The following is a 17,810-nucleotide window of genomic DNA, read 5'->3' on the forward strand; positions in this document are numbered from 1 at the left end:
ATCTATAATGTTGCATAATCCCAACTATCATTTTCAGGTACAGACACATGTACCATATTTTGATTTGCAAGGTTAATTTGTATTAAATTTGGACTTATTACAGGTTTTAAGTCTTCTCGATTTATTATAAATTTAAATGCTTCAAAGCTTGCTAGAATGCCTACGATATTCGCAACGGGAGACAGTACAGCCCATGGACGATCTTCTTGTACATAATTATTTGCCCATTTCTCATCCGCACCATGCTTGACGGAATGAAGAGCACGTCCATCTTTTAATTTATGAATTTTTTTTTGCATTTCTGGTGTTAGCTCTTTTTGATAAGACGGGTATCCTAACGCGATTTCATAAGGCGTAGAGTCAGGAGTTAAAGACATGACGCCACCTCTAAAGGGAGGTGTAACTGCAATCCAAATAGAAGGAATCCCTAATTTTTGAGCTGTACGATGGATAATTACTCTCGCTACTAAATTATCAGTTGCATCTATAATGACATCTGTATTCGTTAGAAGTCTTAATGCATTGTCCTCGGTAACAAATTCTTTCGTTATTTCTATTTGTAATAATGGATTAATGTCTTGCAAAATTTCTAAAGCGACCTCTGCCTTTCGCTGTCCTAATTTACTGATGGAACTTAGCATTTGTCGATTGATATTACTTGCTTCAAATACATCTTGATCAATAACATGTAAAGAACCCACACCCATTCGCGCCAATTGGATAAGTGTAATTCCTCCTACGCCCCCTGCTCCAACTACAGTAACTCGAGAATTTTTTAATTTCTCCTGCTCCTCTACAGAGATAACACCAATATTTCGCGTAAAACTTTCTTCATATATATTCTGCATATCATTATTTTTTGTTAACAAATTGTATCCCTCCTTACAGTGTTTTATAATCCCATCCACCTTTTGGGGCTTCTTTTACTTGAACCGGGATATGACTATCTAAATCCATTACAATGCCTTTAGGCGCTCTAGCTAGAGGTTCACGACCAGTTAAAACTTGTATTGCTTCATGAAAACTAAATAGTGACAATAGATGAGCACGCATCGGCGTGATAATCCAGCCTACTTTTCCATCACAAAAATCTTGCGCCCACTCTTTTGGTGCGCCTTTCTCCACAGAATACCAAGCTCGACTTTTCTTTATATCAGCAATCTGTTGTCTTAATTCTTGATTTGTTAATTTGCATCCGACACTTGAGATGTTTAATGCTTCTTCATAAGGAATTCCGGTTGGAAAAAATGTAGAAACAAATCCTCGTGTTGGGGGGCTACCTGACATCCCCACACTTGGTATGCCTAATTCTCTAGCTGTTCTATGTATAATAACTCTTGAAGGCATATCATCTACGGCTTCTACTACAATATCATGCCCTTTTATAAGCTTGATTACATTATCTTCATCTACTCTTGTTTGTATAAAATTTGTTGATATATGGGGATGTATATCTTTTACAACCTGTTCTGCAACTTTTGCTTTTGGTTCACCTATCACACTAGAAAGCGCTAACATTTGTCGGTTAATATTAGAAACTTCAAATTCATCGGGATCAACTCCGGTAATATGCCCTATTCCCATTCGCGAAAACAGAATTGCTTCATATCCACCTACTCCCCCAAGTCCAAAAATAATGACCTTCTTATTTCGAAGACATTCTTGTTCCTGTTCAGAATACACACCAATATTCTTCTTAACCATTTCCCAATAATATGAATCCATATCCATTTTGAAGTCTCCTTTATATGTAGTAACCATTTCAAAAAATAATTCCTGTATATAAAAATAGTCTAGAAGTATGTCGTATTTGTGTGCTATTTGTAAAAAAATTAAAAAACTTTCAATTCTTATTTTTAATAAATTAATATATTTCAATTTATTAAAAAACTAAATACATATAGCAATTTTTTTATTTAACGGAAGATGTCTTCCGTTAACTTATTAAACTTATTATTTTAGGGATCACCATACATGCCCACATTTTAACGAAAATATACGCTAAGCAAATTTCGACACAAAAAGAGCCGATTTGTCTACTCTAAGAAATCCTCCTTTATTGAGATAAACATAGATAAATAAGCCTGATTTCTCAATTTATAAAATGAGAAATCAGGCTTATTTTATTTCGTAGAAGTAACAATTTACTTCTTCTTCACCTTTTCACTTTGGCTTTACCATGTAATCAATTAGCGTTTTTTACCAATCAATACATGCAAATCAACGGTAGCTTCTAAAGAATTTCTTTCTAAAAGTAGTTTTATCTTGTCTTCTGTCGTTGACCATGTTAAAGGAGTCATTTTAGCCAACAGCTGAATAGCCGAATTGTTAAGGTACTGGGTATAGTATAATCTGGAACTATTAACAATCTCAAAATTTTCATTAAATATTTTTAACGTTTCTACGTTAGAATATACCTGTTTCTCCGGCTCATCAAATAAAATTTCTCTCAATTCTTTTAGATAATCACTTTGAGGAATGATTTTAACTACCAAGCCATCGGATTTCAATAATCTATTGAATTCAGCATAGTTTGATGGTGATAAGATGTTGAGTATCACATCAAATTGCCCATCATAAAATGGTGGATTTGCAAGATCCCCAACAGCCCAAATCGTATCAGAATAATTTTTGGCAGCCACAAATATACCTTCTTTTGAAATATCAATGCCTACGTTATTTACAACTTTATTATAATTAAAACGCAACATATCACTAATGTTAGATAAATGCGACCCTTCTCCACATCCTAAGTCAATAATAGATAAGGAATCTTTTTTTATAGGACAAATGTATTTATTTTCTTTGCAATCGTATGACTTAATGGCTCAAAAAAGCATTCATGTGTAATCAATTTTCTTCTTGCTTCAAAGAGTTCTTTGCTATATTTATTCTTTACAGAATGCGTAATCAAATTTATATAACCTTGTTTGGTAAAATCAAATGTATGTCCATTTAAGCAAATTAAGCTTGTAGACTCAAAAATCTTCATAGAAGAAGCACAAACTGGACATTTAAATATTGATTCAAAATTACTAACATATTGTACACTACTCATTCTTTTATTCATTTTCGACAAAAAGCCACCTCATTCATTTGTTATAAGATATAAATGAAAAGGCATAAATTGTATAATCATGTGATTATGGCTCCTTTGTATATAATAGATAACACTCTAGAAATACGGTAACATAAAATAAACTAGATTGTACACATCCTAAATTTGAATGAAGTACAAATTTGATAAAAGCATTCTATCAAGTGAATAGTTACAAGTATTTTAAGTACACAGATCATTCTATGTACTTTTTATTTTGGAGAAATTTAAAATGAACTATTTGACTCATTATAACTAATACATACGAGCTTATTTATGTTATAAAGCTCGTATCGGTTAAGAATCGATACGGTAATTTCAGGAGGTATCGATTACAATGGAAAAACAAAATTGAAAAAAAACATTTTTCACATTATATATAGGACAGTTCTTTTCAGTATTGAGTAGTGCTGCTGTTCAATTCAGTATTATTTGGTGGTTAACAGATACGACTGGTTCACCACTTATTTTAGCTTTAGCAGGAGTAGCTGTTTTTTTACCACAAGCATTGATTGGTCCATTTGCTGGAATTGCAGTGGATCGTTACTCACGTAAAGTAATTATGATTTTGGCAGATTCGACTGTTGCATTAGCTAGTTTAGTCTTATTTATCTTGATGTATGTTGGTGAACCTAGCATTCCATTGGTAATAAGCGTATTAATTGTTCGATCACTTGCTAGTACATTATGCCATCTATGCAAGCTACTGTTCTCTTACTTGCACCAAAAGAACATCTTACGCAAGTAGCTGGATGGGGACAAATGGTTAGTTCGGTATCTAATATTGCAGGCCCAGCAATAGGGATGTCACTTTTAGCAGTATCATCTTTCGAATGGGTATTATTATTGGATGTAATAGGCGCTTTGATTGCTTGTAGCATTTTATTATGTATTCGAATTCCTAACGCCCCAAAAGCAGAGCAACAAATATCTAAAGGTGTTATTGGTGAGATGAAAGAAGGCTATAACGCCATTGTCAAACGCCCCCTTTTACTGAAGTTAGCTATTTCAACAACGATTGTAGGTCTTTTATTTTTATCGGTGGGAACATACTTCCCCTTAATGGTACGCAATCATTTTGAAAAAAGATGTAGTGGGAGCAGGACTTGTCGAGGTTATATTTGCGATTGGATTAATCGCAGGTAGTTCGTTATTAGGAATACTAGGAGATCGTTTCAATAAGATAAAAACCATTATTATAGGTATGTTTATCATGGGATTATCATTAGGTTTCTCTGGTTTACTTTCACCATCAATGTTCTGTTTATTTGTAGTAATGAGTTTTTCAATTGGTTTATCGGCACCATTTTATGCTTATATTCAGTCCGAGATTGCCCCCCCATATACTAGGAAGAGTGTTCAGTTTCTTATCAAGCCTAGCCTTACTTACAACACTAATTGGTTTAGGTATAGCAGGGATATTTACTGAGCTCACAAGTGTAGCTACATTAATTACGCTAACAGGTATCTTGATTACAATAGTAGGTTCTGTAACCGTAAAATTCAAATAAAAGAAAAATTCAACTTTCGAATACAAAGAGCCGCCCATAATCCCTTAATTTTAGATTATGGGCTCTTTTATTATACCCATTTAGGAGTTAGCTGAGATGGCACCAACAAATTGTATTTCCCCTATGTTTCTCCAATTAGGATATTTTACTTTCATTAATCTCAAAAACCTCCGTTTTTGAGATTTTTTTATGTATCCTATTTGAGAATTGTGACTTTAAGAGATAAATTGCACACTTTTTAAGCGCTAAATTGCATTCAAAATGGAAGTTAAGTAACAATAAAGTCCTTCAAAAACGCCAATCATATTATTCCATTAAAGGGCCATTTTGTGGAATAACACTTAATAAGAAAATTAGATATTTCTGTTAAATCATATAGAGAAGATTGTGAAGAAACGTACTTAAGCTAACTGGCAGGTTAGTGAAAGAAGAATAGGGTGATACGACAGGGATACAAACTAGAACGGTATACAATATAAATGTTGGATGAAAGCTTAGGAATTAAAAAAAGACCCTTAGCGGGTCTCTGGAATGGTATTACATTTTTTTTATTGATTAAGCATTAAGCTGACGAAGAATGTCATTCACATCAACATATGATCTCTTCTCAATGATCTTGCCGTCTACAATTCGCAACAGCATCATAAGAGAAAATCTAACTGTTTTTCTCTTTGCCGGGACACCAAAGAATGGAATGCTTGTATGGGTGCCTTCAAATATAAAATAAGCGGCTACTTGATTCCCTTCAGCTATCATCGCTTGAATTGGCATTTTGAAGCCTGGAAAAGCATCAAAGTTTGCTTATTCAATCGCTTCATAAAAACGACGAACCAATTCTTTATTAGCCTCCACCGACACGGTTATCTCCCCTTTGATTTAAAATTTGCTACATGGTTTGTCCCTTTTTATCTAAAATGTGTAAGATTCACCGTCATCTGGTACTAACACATTAGACGTGATTCCTTTTTCATTAATAAAGCTCTTTAAGTCTTCTCTAGACAATGCCCAATGGTTTACAGCTTCCATGTGGACAGCAATAATTTTTGCATTAGGAGCAGCCGTATAAACTTCATAGACATCATCTTTCCCCATAATAAGAGAACCGCCTTCAAAGAATTGATTGTCTCCAGCATTTACCACAATGATTTCTGGTTTATTTGTATCGATTACTTCTTGAACAGCTTCATACCACACCGTATCTCCAGCAACATACAATGTTTTCTCTGTTGAATGTTTGAAGACAATGCCGCATACTAGACCAGCCAGTTCTAGTATTTTGCCTCTTCCATGCTCGCCTTTTGTTTTAATTAATTGGATACCTTCAAAGACTGTATCCTCTTGTAAAACTTCCACATTTCGAAAGCCGTCATTTCGAATTTCTGTCGCATCTTCTTCGTTTTGGGCGAATATTTTGATCTCTTTTGGTAATGCTTCTTTAGCAGCATCATCCCAATGATCATAATGCAGATGAGTAACGATGACTGCATCAATATTTTGAATAATATTGTCAATGGATGTTGGTAAGCTTACCAAAGGATTTTTTTGGTCTTGTCTTGGTGCATTTGGGAATGGTGGATAAGTCCCTTTTCCCGCTAACATTGGGTCGATTAAGAACTTCTTCCCTGCATATTCTACGACGATTGTCGCATTACGAATTTGATGTATATTCATATTTATTAGCTCCTTTTTTAAAATTTTCCTTTGAACAATTTATATTATATACTAAAGAAATTAAAGGATACATGGATTGAATAAAGTGTTTAGGACGTTTTACTTTATTAATGAAAGGAGTTAAATAAATGTTAGATAATACGGATATGCATATCTTAGATGAACTATCTAGGAACAATCGGATTACAATGAAATAATTGGGTGAGAAAGTCCATTTGACTGGACCAGCTACAACAGTTAGAGTGGCAAAATTAGAGGATAGTGGAATTATTGAGGGTTATACAATTAAAGTTAACCAAGTCAAGTTGGGGTTTAATATACATGCTTTTATTACTATCATTACACAAAGCACTAACCATCAGCCATACTTGTCGTTCATAAAACACAAAAGAAATACCTATTAAATAACTATAAAATCAGTTGAGATGGTTGTTATCTCCTCGAATGTAAATTTCCATCCAATGAACTAATGAATCAATTTTTGGAAGGATTAAACAAGCATGCAAACTATAAATTATCGATTGTTATTAATAAATAGCCATAAGTAATAATGAGATATTTGTGAATAAATACACTTAAACTAACAGGTGCTTTTCTTCAATAACGCTCTTCAACAATCGGGCCATTAAATTGAATAAAAATTTCAAATACAAATTGGATATTTATTGTTATATTAGTATAGATTCGTTTTTCTCACCTTAAAAAGAAAGGATATAACAAATGAATGATTCTTTAGGGAATTCAAAAATCAACACAAGTACACCTTCTCAATTAAGACGATTATGGATGGCAATAGTGTTAGGAACATTAGTAGCTTTAGGTCCATTATCTATTGACATGTATTTACCAGCACTCCCTGATATAGCTAAAGAGATTCATACCACTCCGTCTCTTGTACAACTTAGTTTAACCTTTTTCTTACTTGGTCTATCTCTTGGGCAGTTACTTGCAGGACCACTTAGTGATGTATATGGACGTCGTAAACCTCTTCTCATAGGATTAATGATTTTTTTTGTTGTATCTCTTTTGTGTACTTTTAGCCAAACAATATGGGGATTCATTATTTTAAGGTTAATTCAGGGAATGGCCGGGTCCGCAGGCATGGCCATTTCTCGTGCCATTGTTCGAGATCTTTATTCAGGTTCAGAGTTGACAAAATTTTTCTCCCTACTAGCTTTGGTTAGTGGTGTGTCTCCAATTCTTGGGCCCATAGTAGGTGCTCAGATATTACGTATTTCCCCTTGGCAAGGTGTGTTTATGTTATTGAGTTTAATAGGTTTAATTATGTTTCTTATTATACTTTTTTATTTGCCCGAGACGCTGCCAATTGACTCAAGGTCGTTAGGAGGCATTAAGAATACACTAACTACATTTCAAAAACTTGTATTTGATCGAAGCTTCATAGGATATGCTTTGCCTCAGGGTTTAGTGTTTGCTGCCATGTTTGCTTATATTTCTGGTTCCCCTTTCGTTCTGCAAAACATTTATGGTGCCTCTCCACAGATGTTCAGCCTGATATTTGCCATCAACGGTATTGGAATTATCATTTTCAGTCAAATCACAGGCAGATTAGCTGGTCGGGTCAGTGAGAGAAAACTTTTTGTTGTTGGCTTAGGCATCTCTTTCATCGGAGCAATTACTTTGTTAATCATGTTGCTTCTCAATACAGGCCTGTACGCTATTTTGCCTCCATTGTTCTTTGTTGTATCGAGTGCTGGGATGGTAAGTACTACAGGATTGTCACTAGCTATGCAAAATCAAGGCAAGTCAGCAGGAAGTGCATCTGCATTACTTGGGGTATTATCGTTAGTCTTTGGGGGAAGTGTTGCTCCTCTCGTTGGTTTAGGAAGTAACACAGCAATAACTATGGGAATTGTAATAGCCATTGTAAGTGTTGGATCTATCCTAGCTTATGTTTTTCTGGTAGCCCGAAGACCATACAAATCCAATAGAAATTCAATATCTATGTAGTGTTGTGGCGTGATCGCTTCGATGTTTAGTCAAGACCTTTGGGAAGTTAACGGGGGGTTCAATATAGAGACCCTGATTATGAAGGTAGCACAAATGACGTTTCATTAAGACAGGCAAAACAAAATTTTATAAAATTGTGATGAAGGAAGTATTAAGTTTGTTAAAAACTAAATAAAGAAGACGTCTAAGACCCAAACTGGAAACTATTAAGAGTATATTGTTACTGAACAATCGGGCGCTTTTCATGAGTAACTAAAGCCTAATTTCTCACTTACAACAACGAGAAATTAGGTTTTTTATATTTGAATTTCCTTAATGTTGTAAGTCCGTACATTCCTGACGCTACTCCAGTTTAATAACCCGCAGATTTCTATTCTGCAAGTTCCTTTTTTATCCTATATACAGTTGATTGAGTAATGGCATTTTTTTCTGCGATTTGCTTAATTGGAGTTCCAGATTTCAACATTCTTACTACTTCTTGATAGACTAATCGCTTTTGTGGATTCTTTGCATTAGCCGAATAAAGTAACGGACGGCGTTTACTTTCTGTCCGTTCCATTTCTGCAATCATTTCCAAAATCTGAACAATCAGATCCTTCATAAATCGGTCCAACAATGGATTTCTAGTAGCTTCAGCTAAGATAGGCATACTCGTCATGATCAAACCTGCATTTTTATTTTTTAAAGTAGTAACTGTTTCAATAATCTCATTCCTTTATCATTAAAAGCAATATGGTTTTTGTGAGGTGCCCATTTAGATGAATATCCATCATAATAAATCCTCTTCTTTTCACCAGTATCAATATTATAGACCCATACCTCCGAATGCGTTTCTCCCTGTTTGAATTCAGAAGGTGCCTCTATTTGATAGACCAGCCATTTCCCATCCTTCGACCACTTAGGTTTAGCAATAACTTTACCTGTATTCGTAATTTGTCTTTTTTTCATTATTTATAAGGACCCATAGGTTTCCATCTCTAATGAATCCTGCTTTAACACCTTTTTCTCCAATTGCTAATGTGGTAAATGGAAATAGCATTGATAATGTAATTGTTAATAAAAAAAATCCTTCGCACCTTGATACACTCCTCATAAACGCTGTTCTTCTTTCTAGTTTCTTTCTAGTATCTTTCTATGTTGTCTTTATGTATTTAAAATGATGGCTTTAAAAGCGAATAGGATAGCTACTTTCTTTACTAAAAGAGAAGTGTTAGTAGTATAAAGCCCCTTAAAGAAACAAACATTAATAACGGTAAGCTATTCCAGCTGTGTATTCAAAAACAATAAACGAAAGCAATACGCACCTGTTTGAAACAATGAAATACGCACTTATAAAAAGTCAAAGTCATCCTCTATTCTTTAGTAGGTTAACTTTGAAGCATAAAATATTGATATTTTAAAAAAAGACCGATTTACATTTACGACAACCTTAATGGCTGATATGTTGAAAACGATTAGAATCACTCTTTTTTTATGCAAATGTGAAAAAAGAGGAATATAGGCTTAACTTCGAAAAGAAAGGAGATTTGAAATTCAAAGATGAAAAAAATTATAATATTTTTCGCTATTTTTATTTTAAGTATTCAACCTTTTTCATTTATTTCAGCAGAATCAAATGAAAAATTGAAAGCAGCATTTGTTAAAAATAATGATTTGTGGGTTAAAATTGAGGACAAAGAAATGAGAATTACCCAAGGAGAATATGTAAGATTTCCGAAATGGTCTTTTGACGGTAACTGGATCGCATACATAAGGGGGGGCAAAGAGGATGAATTTCCAATATATAAGGGAGATTTTTGGCTTTATAATGTGAAACTAAATCAGCACGTTAAAGTTTTATCAAATGTAGAAAGGAATTTTCAATGGGCACCAAATAAGAATGTTCTTGCCTTTCAATCAGATAACGTATTAAAAACGATTAATGTTAGATCATTAAATCCACACCATAATATTACATCTGGAATTAAAAACTTTTCATGGTTACCAGATGGAAGTGGTTTTTTAACCTCGTCTAAAACAAGCGAAAGTATTCATTCAGATATTTTGTTATCTAAAATAACATTTAAAAAAGGTGAAAATATTAACCGGGTTGATGTTCGTCCTCTTTATAAAATTTCTGTTAGCAAGAATTTTACCAAAAATGATTACCCTTTTGTTTCAACTAGTCAATTTAAATGGTCAAAAGATCAGAAATGGATTGCTTTTCAGTTGATACCAACTGCATCTTTATCTTCTGATAGCAATACTTTAGCTGTTCTTTCGAATGATGGTCATAGTTTTTATAAAATTGATGAGATGTTAAACTACGAAGAATGGTTTCAGTGGGCACCAAGTAATAATTTCTTAGGTTATATTCAGGGATTTAATCGTGAGGCTATAAAAAATAAGGAATTAAAAGTTACAGAAATAGATAAAAATATTTATTCTCAATACACACCTAAAGGATATGTTAATCGAGACTTGACATGGGAAACTGATAATTCACTCTTTGTCTCACGTTCCATAGAGAGTAAATGGGTTGATGTTAAGCAAAGACCAATGCCTTCTTTATATAAGATAGATATTCAAACAAAGACTTCAAAGGAAATAACTTCACCTTCATCAAGCGAAGGTGATTTTCGACCACAATATATAATTAATGAGAATAAATTAATCTGGATAAGAACTAATAGAGAAAAAGCAAATGTTTGGATTGCCGATTCAAATGGTTTAAACCAGAAAATCTGGATTGAAAACATTAATCCTGGAACTTGGTATTATGAACATTGGGATTGGGATGAGGTTTTTAGTTTATATCAACCGTAATTCATTCCAAAATACCAGTTAACAGGAGATTCTTGTCTATTCAAGAAAAGGGCACGATTATTGAATAGAATGACTAACGACTTGGAATCGTTAGTCATTTTTAAATCATTCTTTAAATAAATGTCTATAATGAAAGAACACACTTAAATTCTGACTTTTTTATAAACAGGTATTGATAACCAGCTGTATCTCTGTGTAATGCTCTTCGATAACTAAATCGGATTCATAGTGTAATAATCCATCGATAACATACACGGTATCCCTAGCATTTGTGTTAATCACTTTTGTATAAAAAGAAGAAAATTGATCACTTACGAACCGATAAATGGTTCCTCCTTTTCCATACTGATCACACACCTTTTATATAGTAGTACTATCAGTATTTCCAAGTTTGATAGACCATTTTCATATACTTCAAAGTTTTTGCACCAGAACCAAAACGCCATCCTTTCTTATGATCTTACAGAAAGAATAGCGTTTTTTTTTCATTTTAGGGGGTATTTTATTTTCTTAGCTTGATAGCGATGGGGTGTAACCCCTGTTAAGAAATTTTGCAATAAAATCAATGAACTCCTTCTGATTGTGGACAGACTAATTTAGTAAATCAATCTGTCCCTTTATCACAGGTGTATTAACATTTTTCAACAGTTTATAGTATCTCTTATCCAGGTTAGGATTCAAATAGTAAGAAAGTAAGATACATGAAAAGCAAAAAAGATAGAAATAAGAATAAAATTGAAACAAATACTATAGAATGGTTAGATGGATTAAATATTCTATCCTGGATTTCCTTTCTTTTCCTTGTATATTGAATTGTAGACAAAAAACCAGTAATAATACCAATAATACAAGAAAAGATTCCTATAAATATTGCCAAAGTATTAATAGTAGAATTAGAGCTGATTTTAATTGTAAAATGTAAAGAAGTCGTTAAAAAACCAACACCAGTAATAGATATAGTAGTCCGAATCCATGCCAAATAAGTTCTTTCATTTGCTAAATGCTGCTGTGCATATTGTACACTATCTTGTGGTTGTTCTTTACTCTCCTTTGCAACTTCCATAAATAGTTAAATCCCCTTTGCATCATGCGTCATAAAAATTCTAATCCATTCGAATATATTTAATAAATGTACTTATTCATAAAGACTAACGTAGCTACATAGATATATATTTTCAAAATTCATTAATCACTTCAGCGTTAAACTTAGAAGAATTAAAAACAATTAATGCACCTAAAAACATAGACTTTATCATTACGTTTCCCTATTATTTTTGATTCATTAGTTAAATATTTCGAATATACTTAGCAACTACTCAATCGAGCGAGGTAATTCCCTTATTACAAAGCTGATTTTATGATTTCAATACATTGTTCAATTTCGAATGCAGAACTGTTCAAACATAAATCATATTCCTTCATATTTCCCCATTCACTGTCTGAAAATATATTATGATAAAACCCTCTCTGATTATCCTGAATGAAGATATGTTTAAGCGCATCTTTTTCCAAAATCCCACCAAGATTCACAGTACGCTCTATTTTAGCCTTCGTATCTGGGGTGTAAATAAAGACATGCAAAAAATCAACCTTGCCTCGTAGTATTTGATCGGCACAACCTTCCATTAAGATGCACGGCCCTTCCTCAATTGTCTTTAAAATGACAGAAGACATTGCTTGATAAATTCTCATCGGCGCATAGACGTTTGCATCTAAGGTACTTCCATCCATTTGTGTAAAGTCGTCAAATATAAAGCTTAACAACTTTTCATCATAGTTTCTTAGCACATTCTCATCAATTCTCAATTCATTTGCTACCTTGGTTAATATAGCATCCTCATTATAAAATTTCATACCTAATTCTTCTGCAACATATTGTCCTATTATCCTTGCTCCACTGCCATATTCACTACTAATTACTATATTCTTTCTAGTCATATACATCATCCCTTATTAAAATTACCATTTATTCATTTAGATAATATAGGTAATACCTATAACTTTTCACCATTGGACTCAATAACCTTTTTATACCAATAGAAGGAATCTTTTCTTATACGTTTAAATGTACCATTGCCATGATCATTGACATCAACATAAATAAACCCATATCTTTTTTTCATTTCACCAGTACTGGCTGAAATTAAATCGATTGGTCCCCACATTGTGTAACCCATGACAGGAACACCATCAATCTCAATTGCTTTTTTCATTTCTATAAGATGATCTCTTAAATAATTAATACGATATAAATCATGGATTCTACCATCTTTTTCAACTTCATCAACTGCTCCTAGACCGTTTTCTACAATCATTAGAGGTATTTGATAACGGTCATATAAAAGGTTTAATGAATAACGAAGACCCTTTGAATCAATCGGCCATCCCCAATCACTCGTTGGAAGATAAGGATTTTTATATCCTGTTTTGACACCATTCAGCCCTTTAAAATCTAAATTTGTTTTCTTGCCAACCACATGAGTTAAATAGTAACTATATGATAAAAAATCAACTTTTCCATTCATTAATTCTTCTAAATCACCGTATTGGATGGGTAAAACAATACCTTTCCGTTTAAACTCTTTTAATTTATATGATGGATAAGAGCCGCGGCATTGTACATCACAATAAAATAGCATTTTCTGCATAAAATCAACTGTTGCCTGCATATCTTCTGGGTCACAGCTATTCGGATAAGCAATGTGTCCAGCATACATCATTCCGACTTTATTATTAGGATCAATTGCATGAGCCATTTGCACAGCTTTAGCGCTAGCTAAAAATTGATGATAGGCAGCGGTCATTGTTGTCTGCTCATCATTGGAATTAATACCACCAGCCATCCAAGGCTTTGTTGACATGACATTAATTTCATTAAAGGTAAGCCAATATTTCACTTTTCCTTTGTATCGATTAAAAATTGTCTTACAATAGTGCAAATAAAAATCAATAACTTTACGATTTTCCCATGAGCCATATCGTAATAATCCAAGCGGTGTCTCAAAATGAGATATGGTTACTAGAGGTTCGATACCATATTGATTGCAAGTGTCAAATACTTCATCATAGTGCTTTAATCCATCTTCATTGGGCTCTTCTTCATCTCCATTTGGAAATATCCTTGACCAAGAAATTGACAAACGATAGCATTTAAAACCCATTTCGGCAAATAATGCTATATCTTCCCTAAAGCGATGGTAATGATCAACAGCATTATGGCTAGGATAATATTTCCCTTCAACTACACTATCTGTAATTTCCCTAGAAACACCATGCTCCCCTGCTGTCATCACATCTGCAGTACTTAATCCTTTCCCATCACTTAAATATGCTCCTTCACATTGATTGGCAGCAGTTGCGCCACCCCATAAAAAATCCTTTGGAAATCCTTTATCCATATCTATTCTCCTCCGATTTAATTTCTTATCGCAGTTACGAACATTAAATCATTATTATTATCAGGCTTTAAATCAACGATCTTTACGGAGTACTTGTCTTTATTAGTAACTACTAAAATTGTGGCTGGATCATACCCTTCTTCAACAATCTTTTGAAGATCAAACTTTACTAGTAAATCTCCAGCCTTTACTTCGTCCCCCTCTTTCACTTGAGATTCGAAATATTTTCCACCTAATTGGACTGTATCAATACCAATATGGAATAATAATTCAGCTCCATTGGCAGTTTCCATTCCTAACGCATGATTTGTATTAAAAACCATCTTAATTTTCCCATCCACTGGTGCATATAGTTTTCCTTCTGAAGGAATTACAGCAATTCCTTCACCCATGACTTTGCTTGAAAAAACCTCGTCATTGACATCATTAAGAGCAATAACTTCTCCCTTAACTGGTTGCTTGATACTAACTACATCCCCAATATTCTCACGGCTATTAACGGGTGTAACGTCTTTTTCATTTTTTGAATTTGCTGATTTTCCTGCTTTTTCTTTATCATCTCTCCATGAAATGAATGTTATTAAAAAGGATGTTATAAAAGAAATAGCTACTCCTACAAGGGCAAAAATGAAATTTTTACTGTTTATTGGATCGATAAACATTGAGATACTTGCAATACTAGGACTTACAAGTATAGATCCAGATACACTTAAGAGACCAACACTTATCCCTCCTATTAAAGATGAGATTACAACACTGGTAAGTACACGCTTATTCTGTAATGTGATACCATAAAGAGCGGGTTCTGAGATGCCAAATAATGATGAAATGCCAGAAGAGACCGCTATAGATTTAAGCTCTATATTCTTTGTACGTGCAGCTACTGCAAAACATGCAGCACTTTCAGACATATTGTGCGCTAATAATGCCGGTAAAAGCAGGAGTTCTTTTCCAGTTGCAGCAATTGAAGATATTGCATATGGTGCTAAAGATTTATGCATACCAGTGGCAATCATAAATGGAAGAATAGCTGCAAGAATACCTACTGCAAGCCATCCAACTGTATTGAATAAAAATAAGATAGCAGCTGTTAATAATTTCCCTGCTTCAAATCCTATCGGTCCTAAAACTAATAATGTCATCGGAACCGTTAATAGTAGTGACATCATTGGTATAAAAAAAACTCGAATAGGTTTTGGTGAAATCTTGGTGAAAAACTTTTCCATATATGCATAGAATATTATCCCTAGTATTGATGGGAATACTTGTGATGCATAATTAACATTTGTTATGGGAAGAGAAAAAAGATTTGCTCCCTTATCCAAAAGCTTTATAATATCTGGAAATAAGAGTATACTCATTGCTGCTGCTGCAACTAAGTGATTAACTTTCAATTTTGTTGCTGTGGTAATAGCAACTAATATTGGTAAAAAGTAAAATACTGCTCCACTAATGCTAGTTAGAATAAGAAATGTCTGTCCATTTTTATCTACCAGATTAAGAACTGATAATAGTAATAATATTGACTTTAGAATTCCAGCACCCGCCATTGCTGGAATTAAAGGTTGAAATACACTAACCAAAAAATCTAAAAATACTGCTCCCATTTTTTTCTTATCTATTGACTCGTTATTATTATTTTGATTGCCTGGATTCCCTATTTTGAGTAATTCATCATAAACTTCGATAACATTATTTCCTATAATCACTTGAAATTGGGCTGCCACAACTACATCTAAAACCCCTTGAATAGATTTAAGCGCTTTCAAATTTGCTTTACTTTCGTCTGCAAGTGTAAAGCGTAACCTTGTTGCACAATGTCCTAAGTGAACTACGTTTTTCTCTCCGCCAACATGTTGTAGAATGTCGGTTGCAACTTTTTTGTAATCCATTTTATTAAATCCCCCTTTATTATTTTTTAATATGCTTATATTTTGGCCAAAACAATAAGCTAACAAAAAAAAGACAGGACCCAAAAACAATATAATACCGTCTAGATATAATATCGTCTTTATGGATCCTGCCTGCATTACCAGTAACATGTCCGGTTTTTATTTTGTTGTTAACATTTTATTGTAATTAAACATAAAATGCAAGAGGTAATAAATTCCTTTTTGAATGATCCGCCACTTAGCTCTGCTGAAAGGTTGAGATTTCTACGAATGATAGGTTATCCACCAGTTATTTTAGTAGGCTCTATTCATAGTTCCTACCATGAAATAAGTGTATTTGTGAATAAATACACTTAAACTATAGAGGGAAACAGTTTAAGTGCATGTTAAATTACTCAATTGGTGTTTTTTTAATAAGCTGATGGGGCAAGTTGGTGTAAAATAGGTACTATCATTATTTTAGAAACAACAGCATGTAGAGATATAGGATTATTGCAAAAGTAATTATTATCCCCTTCTACTTCATATTTAAATGCAATAGTTTTTGTATAAGACAGAGTATGTCGCAGATATGGAACTTTATTTTTGCGACACACTCCTAAAAAGTAAAAATTTAATCTTACTTATCCATACCACTTGCTTGAGTTGCATTAAATGTCCAGTTCAAGTTCAATGTGTCTCCTTGAAATACGTTTTGGTTCTCTCCGTTGTCAACGAAGGTGAACTTCACGGAAAAAGTATCATCCTTACCAGGAGCAAGCCCCTTTTCTTCCCAATGTACAATACCCTTTTTTACAAGGTCAGGAAGACTACCGTCAGCAGTCACTTTTTTCAATTCAGACAGTGTAGTAGACCATACAGGCGTAGTATTTTTGTCCAAGTTCCATAGGAAATCTACGCGGATATGATCACCAAAATCAGCAGTTCCATTGTCCCCCTTTGCATCTGTTACTGTGTAATTAGTAAGAAGGTGAACTTCTTTAATGTTCAAGGTTCCTTTATTGATCAAGTGGAACTTCCGCTCCATTCCATCTCCAGGCTTGATTTTATCAACATTAATAACAACTTGTGGATCAACACTCAAATCCAAAGTACCAGCCGCAAACGTATTATTTGATACTTCTCTATCGCTAAAGTAAGCAAATGTTCCGCCTCCAATTAAAGATAAACCAAGAATTGCAGACCCAACACCCAAACCAATCTTTGTTTTAATTCCCATTTTATTAATCCTCCTAATAATGTTTTAAATATTATCGATACATTAAATTCGCATTTGTTTCTAAACTAATATAGTATGAAAAAGATACCCAATCCCCTCACATATTTAAGCTACTGATTTATCGATAAAAGCAATATAATCGATGAATCTAAACTTAGCGGTATACAATTCAAACCGTAAAGGAAGTCGACGTATGTTTATTGAGTTAATATTTCAAAATGCTCCCTAAAAAGAAAATTATATGAC

At 33.5% G+C, this 17,810-nt stretch carries 16 protein-coding genes and 5 pseudogenes; 7 read left to right on the forward strand and 14 right to left on the reverse strand.

Features of this window, described 5'->3' with window-relative positions; all coding sequences use genetic code 11:
• Nucleotides 1–2: 2 nt before the first annotated feature.
• From IQ781_RS27985 to IQ781_RS28000, 4 genes are all read right to left on the reverse strand, one after another.
• Entirely contained in the window at nucleotides 3–869 is an 867-nt protein-coding gene (locus IQ781_RS27985) for a HesA/MoeB/ThiF family protein (protein ID WP_242808368.1), read from the reverse strand.
• Between the two features lie 13 nt (nucleotides 870–882).
• Nucleotides 883–1,731 carry a HesA/MoeB/ThiF family protein gene (locus IQ781_RS27990; protein WP_242808369.1) on the reverse strand — a complete coding sequence of 283 codons (849 nt, stop codon included), beginning with the start codon at nucleotides 1,729–1,731 and terminating at the stop codon, nucleotides 883–885.
• Nucleotides 1,732–2,189: 458 nt separating this feature from the next.
• Nucleotides 2,190–2,825, reverse strand: a complete 636-nt coding sequence (locus IQ781_RS27995) for a methyltransferase domain-containing protein (RefSeq protein WP_348773938.1) — start codon at nucleotides 2,823–2,825, stop codon at nucleotides 2,190–2,192.
• Nucleotides 2,780–3,070 (reverse strand): putative RNA methyltransferase, encoded by a 291-nt coding sequence (locus IQ781_RS28000; RefSeq protein ID WP_242808370.1) that lies wholly within the window; start codon nucleotides 3,068–3,070, stop codon nucleotides 2,780–2,782. The genes IQ781_RS27995 and IQ781_RS28000 overlap by 46 nt, the downstream gene beginning before the upstream one ends.
• A 427-nt stretch (nucleotides 3,071–3,497) precedes the next feature.
• On the opposite strand from IQ781_RS28000, the gene IQ781_RS28225 reads away from it, so the two are divergent.
• The 3 genes from IQ781_RS28225 to IQ781_RS28235 are packed head-to-tail and all read left to right on the forward strand — an operon-like array spanning nucleotide 3,498 to nucleotide 4,526.
• Entirely contained in the window at nucleotides 3,498–3,845 is a 348-nt protein-coding gene (locus IQ781_RS28225) for an MFS transporter (RefSeq protein WP_282093703.1), read from the forward strand.
• Nucleotides 3,785–4,243, forward strand: a complete 459-nt coding sequence (locus tag IQ781_RS28230; RefSeq protein ID WP_282093704.1) for an MFS transporter — start codon at nucleotides 3,785–3,787, stop codon at nucleotides 4,241–4,243. Before IQ781_RS28225 ends, IQ781_RS28230 begins: the two co-directional genes overlap by 61 nt.
• Nucleotides 4,191–4,526 carry an MFS transporter gene (locus IQ781_RS28235; protein WP_282093707.1) on the forward strand — a complete coding sequence of 112 codons (336 nt, stop codon included), beginning with the start codon at nucleotides 4,191–4,193 and terminating at the stop codon, nucleotides 4,524–4,526. Before IQ781_RS28230 ends, IQ781_RS28235 begins: the two co-directional genes overlap by 53 nt.
• Nucleotides 4,527–5,163: 637 nt before the next feature.
• On the opposite strand, the pseudogene IQ781_RS28010 reads toward IQ781_RS28235, so the two are convergent.
• Nucleotides 5,164–5,394: pseudogene (locus tag IQ781_RS28010) on the reverse strand (ester cyclase); the annotation flags it as partial.
• Nucleotides 5,395–5,517: 123 nt separating this feature from the next.
• A complete protein-coding gene (locus IQ781_RS28015; protein WP_242808371.1) occupies nucleotides 5,518–6,279 on the reverse strand; it encodes an MBL fold metallo-hydrolase in 762 nt (253 codons plus the stop codon).
• A gap of 128 nt (nucleotides 6,280–6,407) precedes the next feature.
• Between IQ781_RS28015 and IQ781_RS28020 the strand changes: the two are divergent.
• From IQ781_RS28020 to IQ781_RS28560, 3 genes and pseudogenes are all read left to right on the forward strand, one after another.
• A pseudogene (locus IQ781_RS28020) lies at nucleotides 6,408–6,817 on the forward strand (Lrp/AsnC family transcriptional regulator).
• Between the two features lie 182 nt (nucleotides 6,818–6,999).
• Nucleotides 7,000–8,250: a multidrug effflux MFS transporter gene (locus IQ781_RS28025; protein ID WP_242808372.1), complete on the forward strand. Its 1,251-nt coding sequence runs from the start codon at nucleotides 7,000–7,002 to the stop codon at nucleotides 8,248–8,250.
• Between the two features lie 65 nt (nucleotides 8,251–8,315).
• Nucleotides 8,316–8,390, forward strand: a pseudogene (locus IQ781_RS28560) (CPCC family cysteine-rich protein); the annotation flags it as partial.
• Between the two features lie 230 nt (nucleotides 8,391–8,620).
• Here IQ781_RS28560 and IQ781_RS28030 read toward each other — a convergent pair.
• Together IQ781_RS28030 and IQ781_RS28035 are read right to left on the reverse strand one after the other, a co-directional pair.
• A pseudogene (locus IQ781_RS28030) lies at nucleotides 8,621–8,962 on the reverse strand (helix-turn-helix domain-containing protein); the annotation flags it as partial.
• Entirely contained in the window at nucleotides 8,932–9,198 is a 267-nt protein-coding gene (locus tag IQ781_RS28035; protein ID WP_242808373.1) for a TolB family protein, read from the reverse strand. The gene IQ781_RS28035 and the pseudogene IQ781_RS28030, both read right to left, overlap by 31 nt.
• Before the next feature lie 591 nt (nucleotides 9,199–9,789).
• On the opposite strand from IQ781_RS28035, the gene IQ781_RS28040 reads away from it, so the two are divergent.
• Complete coding sequence (locus tag IQ781_RS28040; protein ID WP_242808374.1) at nucleotides 9,790–11,055, forward strand: translocation protein TolB; 1,266 nt, start codon at nucleotides 9,790–9,792, stop codon at nucleotides 11,053–11,055.
• A gap of 175 nt (nucleotides 11,056–11,230) precedes the next feature.
• On the opposite strand, the pseudogene IQ781_RS28045 reads toward IQ781_RS28040, so the two are convergent.
• From IQ781_RS28045 to IQ781_RS28070, 6 genes and pseudogenes are all read right to left on the reverse strand, one after another.
• Nucleotides 11,231–11,397, reverse strand: a pseudogene (locus IQ781_RS28045) (Tn3 family transposase); the annotation flags it as partial.
• Between the two features lie 328 nt (nucleotides 11,398–11,725).
• Nucleotides 11,726–12,118 carry a YidH family protein gene (locus tag IQ781_RS28050; protein ID WP_242808375.1) on the reverse strand — a complete coding sequence of 131 codons (393 nt, stop codon included), beginning with the start codon at nucleotides 12,116–12,118 and terminating at the stop codon, nucleotides 11,726–11,728.
• A gap of 278 nt (nucleotides 12,119–12,396) precedes the next feature.
• Nucleotides 12,397–12,993 (reverse strand): cytidylate kinase-like family protein, encoded by a 597-nt coding sequence (locus tag IQ781_RS28055; RefSeq protein ID WP_242808376.1) that lies wholly within the window; start codon nucleotides 12,991–12,993, stop codon nucleotides 12,397–12,399.
• Between the two features lie 56 nt (nucleotides 12,994–13,049).
• The gene (locus tag IQ781_RS28060; RefSeq protein WP_242808377.1) at nucleotides 13,050–14,453 is read right to left on the reverse strand and encodes a glycoside hydrolase family 1 protein; all 1,404 of its coding nucleotides are present in this window, start codon (nucleotides 14,451–14,453) and stop codon (nucleotides 13,050–13,052) included.
• A 17-nt stretch (nucleotides 14,454–14,470) separates the two neighbouring features.
• Nucleotides 14,471–16,345 (reverse strand): beta-glucoside-specific PTS transporter subunit IIABC, encoded by a 1,875-nt coding sequence (locus tag IQ781_RS28065; RefSeq protein ID WP_242808378.1) that lies wholly within the window; start codon nucleotides 16,343–16,345, stop codon nucleotides 14,471–14,473.
• Between the two features lie 619 nt (nucleotides 16,346–16,964).
• Nucleotides 16,965–17,564 (reverse strand): TasA family protein, encoded by a 600-nt coding sequence (locus IQ781_RS28070; protein ID WP_242808379.1) that lies wholly within the window; start codon nucleotides 17,562–17,564, stop codon nucleotides 16,965–16,967.
• Nucleotides 17,565–17,810: the final 246 nt, after the last annotated feature.

The sequence above is a fragment of the Bacillus sp. N447-1 genome (assembly GCF_022701035.1).
Classification (GTDB): Bacteria; Bacillota; Bacilli; order Bacillales; family Bacillaceae_G; genus Bacillus_A; species Bacillus_A cereus.

What these genes read in the sequence shown, in the direction of transcription:
- IQ781_RS27990 (WP_242808369.1), bottom strand. Translation starts at nt 1,731, where the DNA reads ATGGATATGGATTCATATTATTGGGAAATGGTTAAGAAGAATATTGGT.
- IQ781_RS28000 (WP_242808370.1), bottom strand. Translation starts at nt 3,070, where the DNA reads ATGAATAAAAGAATGAGTAGTGTACAATATGTTAGTAATTTTGAATCA.
- IQ781_RS28230 (WP_282093704.1), top strand. Translation starts at nt 3,785, where the DNA reads ATGCCATCTATGCAAGCTACTGTTCTCTTACTTGCACCAAAAGAACAT.
- IQ781_RS28015 (WP_242808371.1), bottom strand. Translation starts at nt 6,279, where the DNA reads ATGAATATACATCAAATTCGTAATGCGACAATCGTCGTAGAATATGCA.
- IQ781_RS28025 (WP_242808372.1), top strand. Translation starts at nt 7,000, where the DNA reads ATGAATGATTCTTTAGGGAATTCAAAAATCAACACAAGTACACCTTCT.
- IQ781_RS28035 (WP_242808373.1), bottom strand. Translation starts at nt 9,198, where the DNA reads ATGAAAAAAAGACAAATTACGAATACAGGTAAAGTTATTGCTAAACCT.
- IQ781_RS28040 (WP_242808374.1), top strand. Translation starts at nt 9,790, where the DNA reads ATGAAAAAAATTATAATATTTTTCGCTATTTTTATTTTAAGTATTCAA.
- IQ781_RS28050 (WP_242808375.1), bottom strand. Translation starts at nt 12,118, where the DNA reads ATGGAAGTTGCAAAGGAGAGTAAAGAACAACCACAAGATAGTGTACAA.
- IQ781_RS28055 (WP_242808376.1), bottom strand. Translation starts at nt 12,993, where the DNA reads ATGACTAGAAAGAATATAGTAATTAGTAGTGAATATGGCAGTGGAGCA.
- IQ781_RS28060 (WP_242808377.1), bottom strand. Translation starts at nt 14,453, where the DNA reads ATGGATAAAGGATTTCCAAAGGATTTTTTATGGGGTGGCGCAACTGCT.
- IQ781_RS28065 (WP_242808378.1), bottom strand. Translation starts at nt 16,345, where the DNA reads ATGGATTACAAAAAAGTTGCAACCGACATTCTACAACATGTTGGCGGA.
- IQ781_RS28070 (WP_242808379.1), bottom strand. Translation starts at nt 17,564, where the DNA reads ATGGGAATTAAAACAAAGATTGGTTTGGGTGTTGGGTCTGCAATTCTT.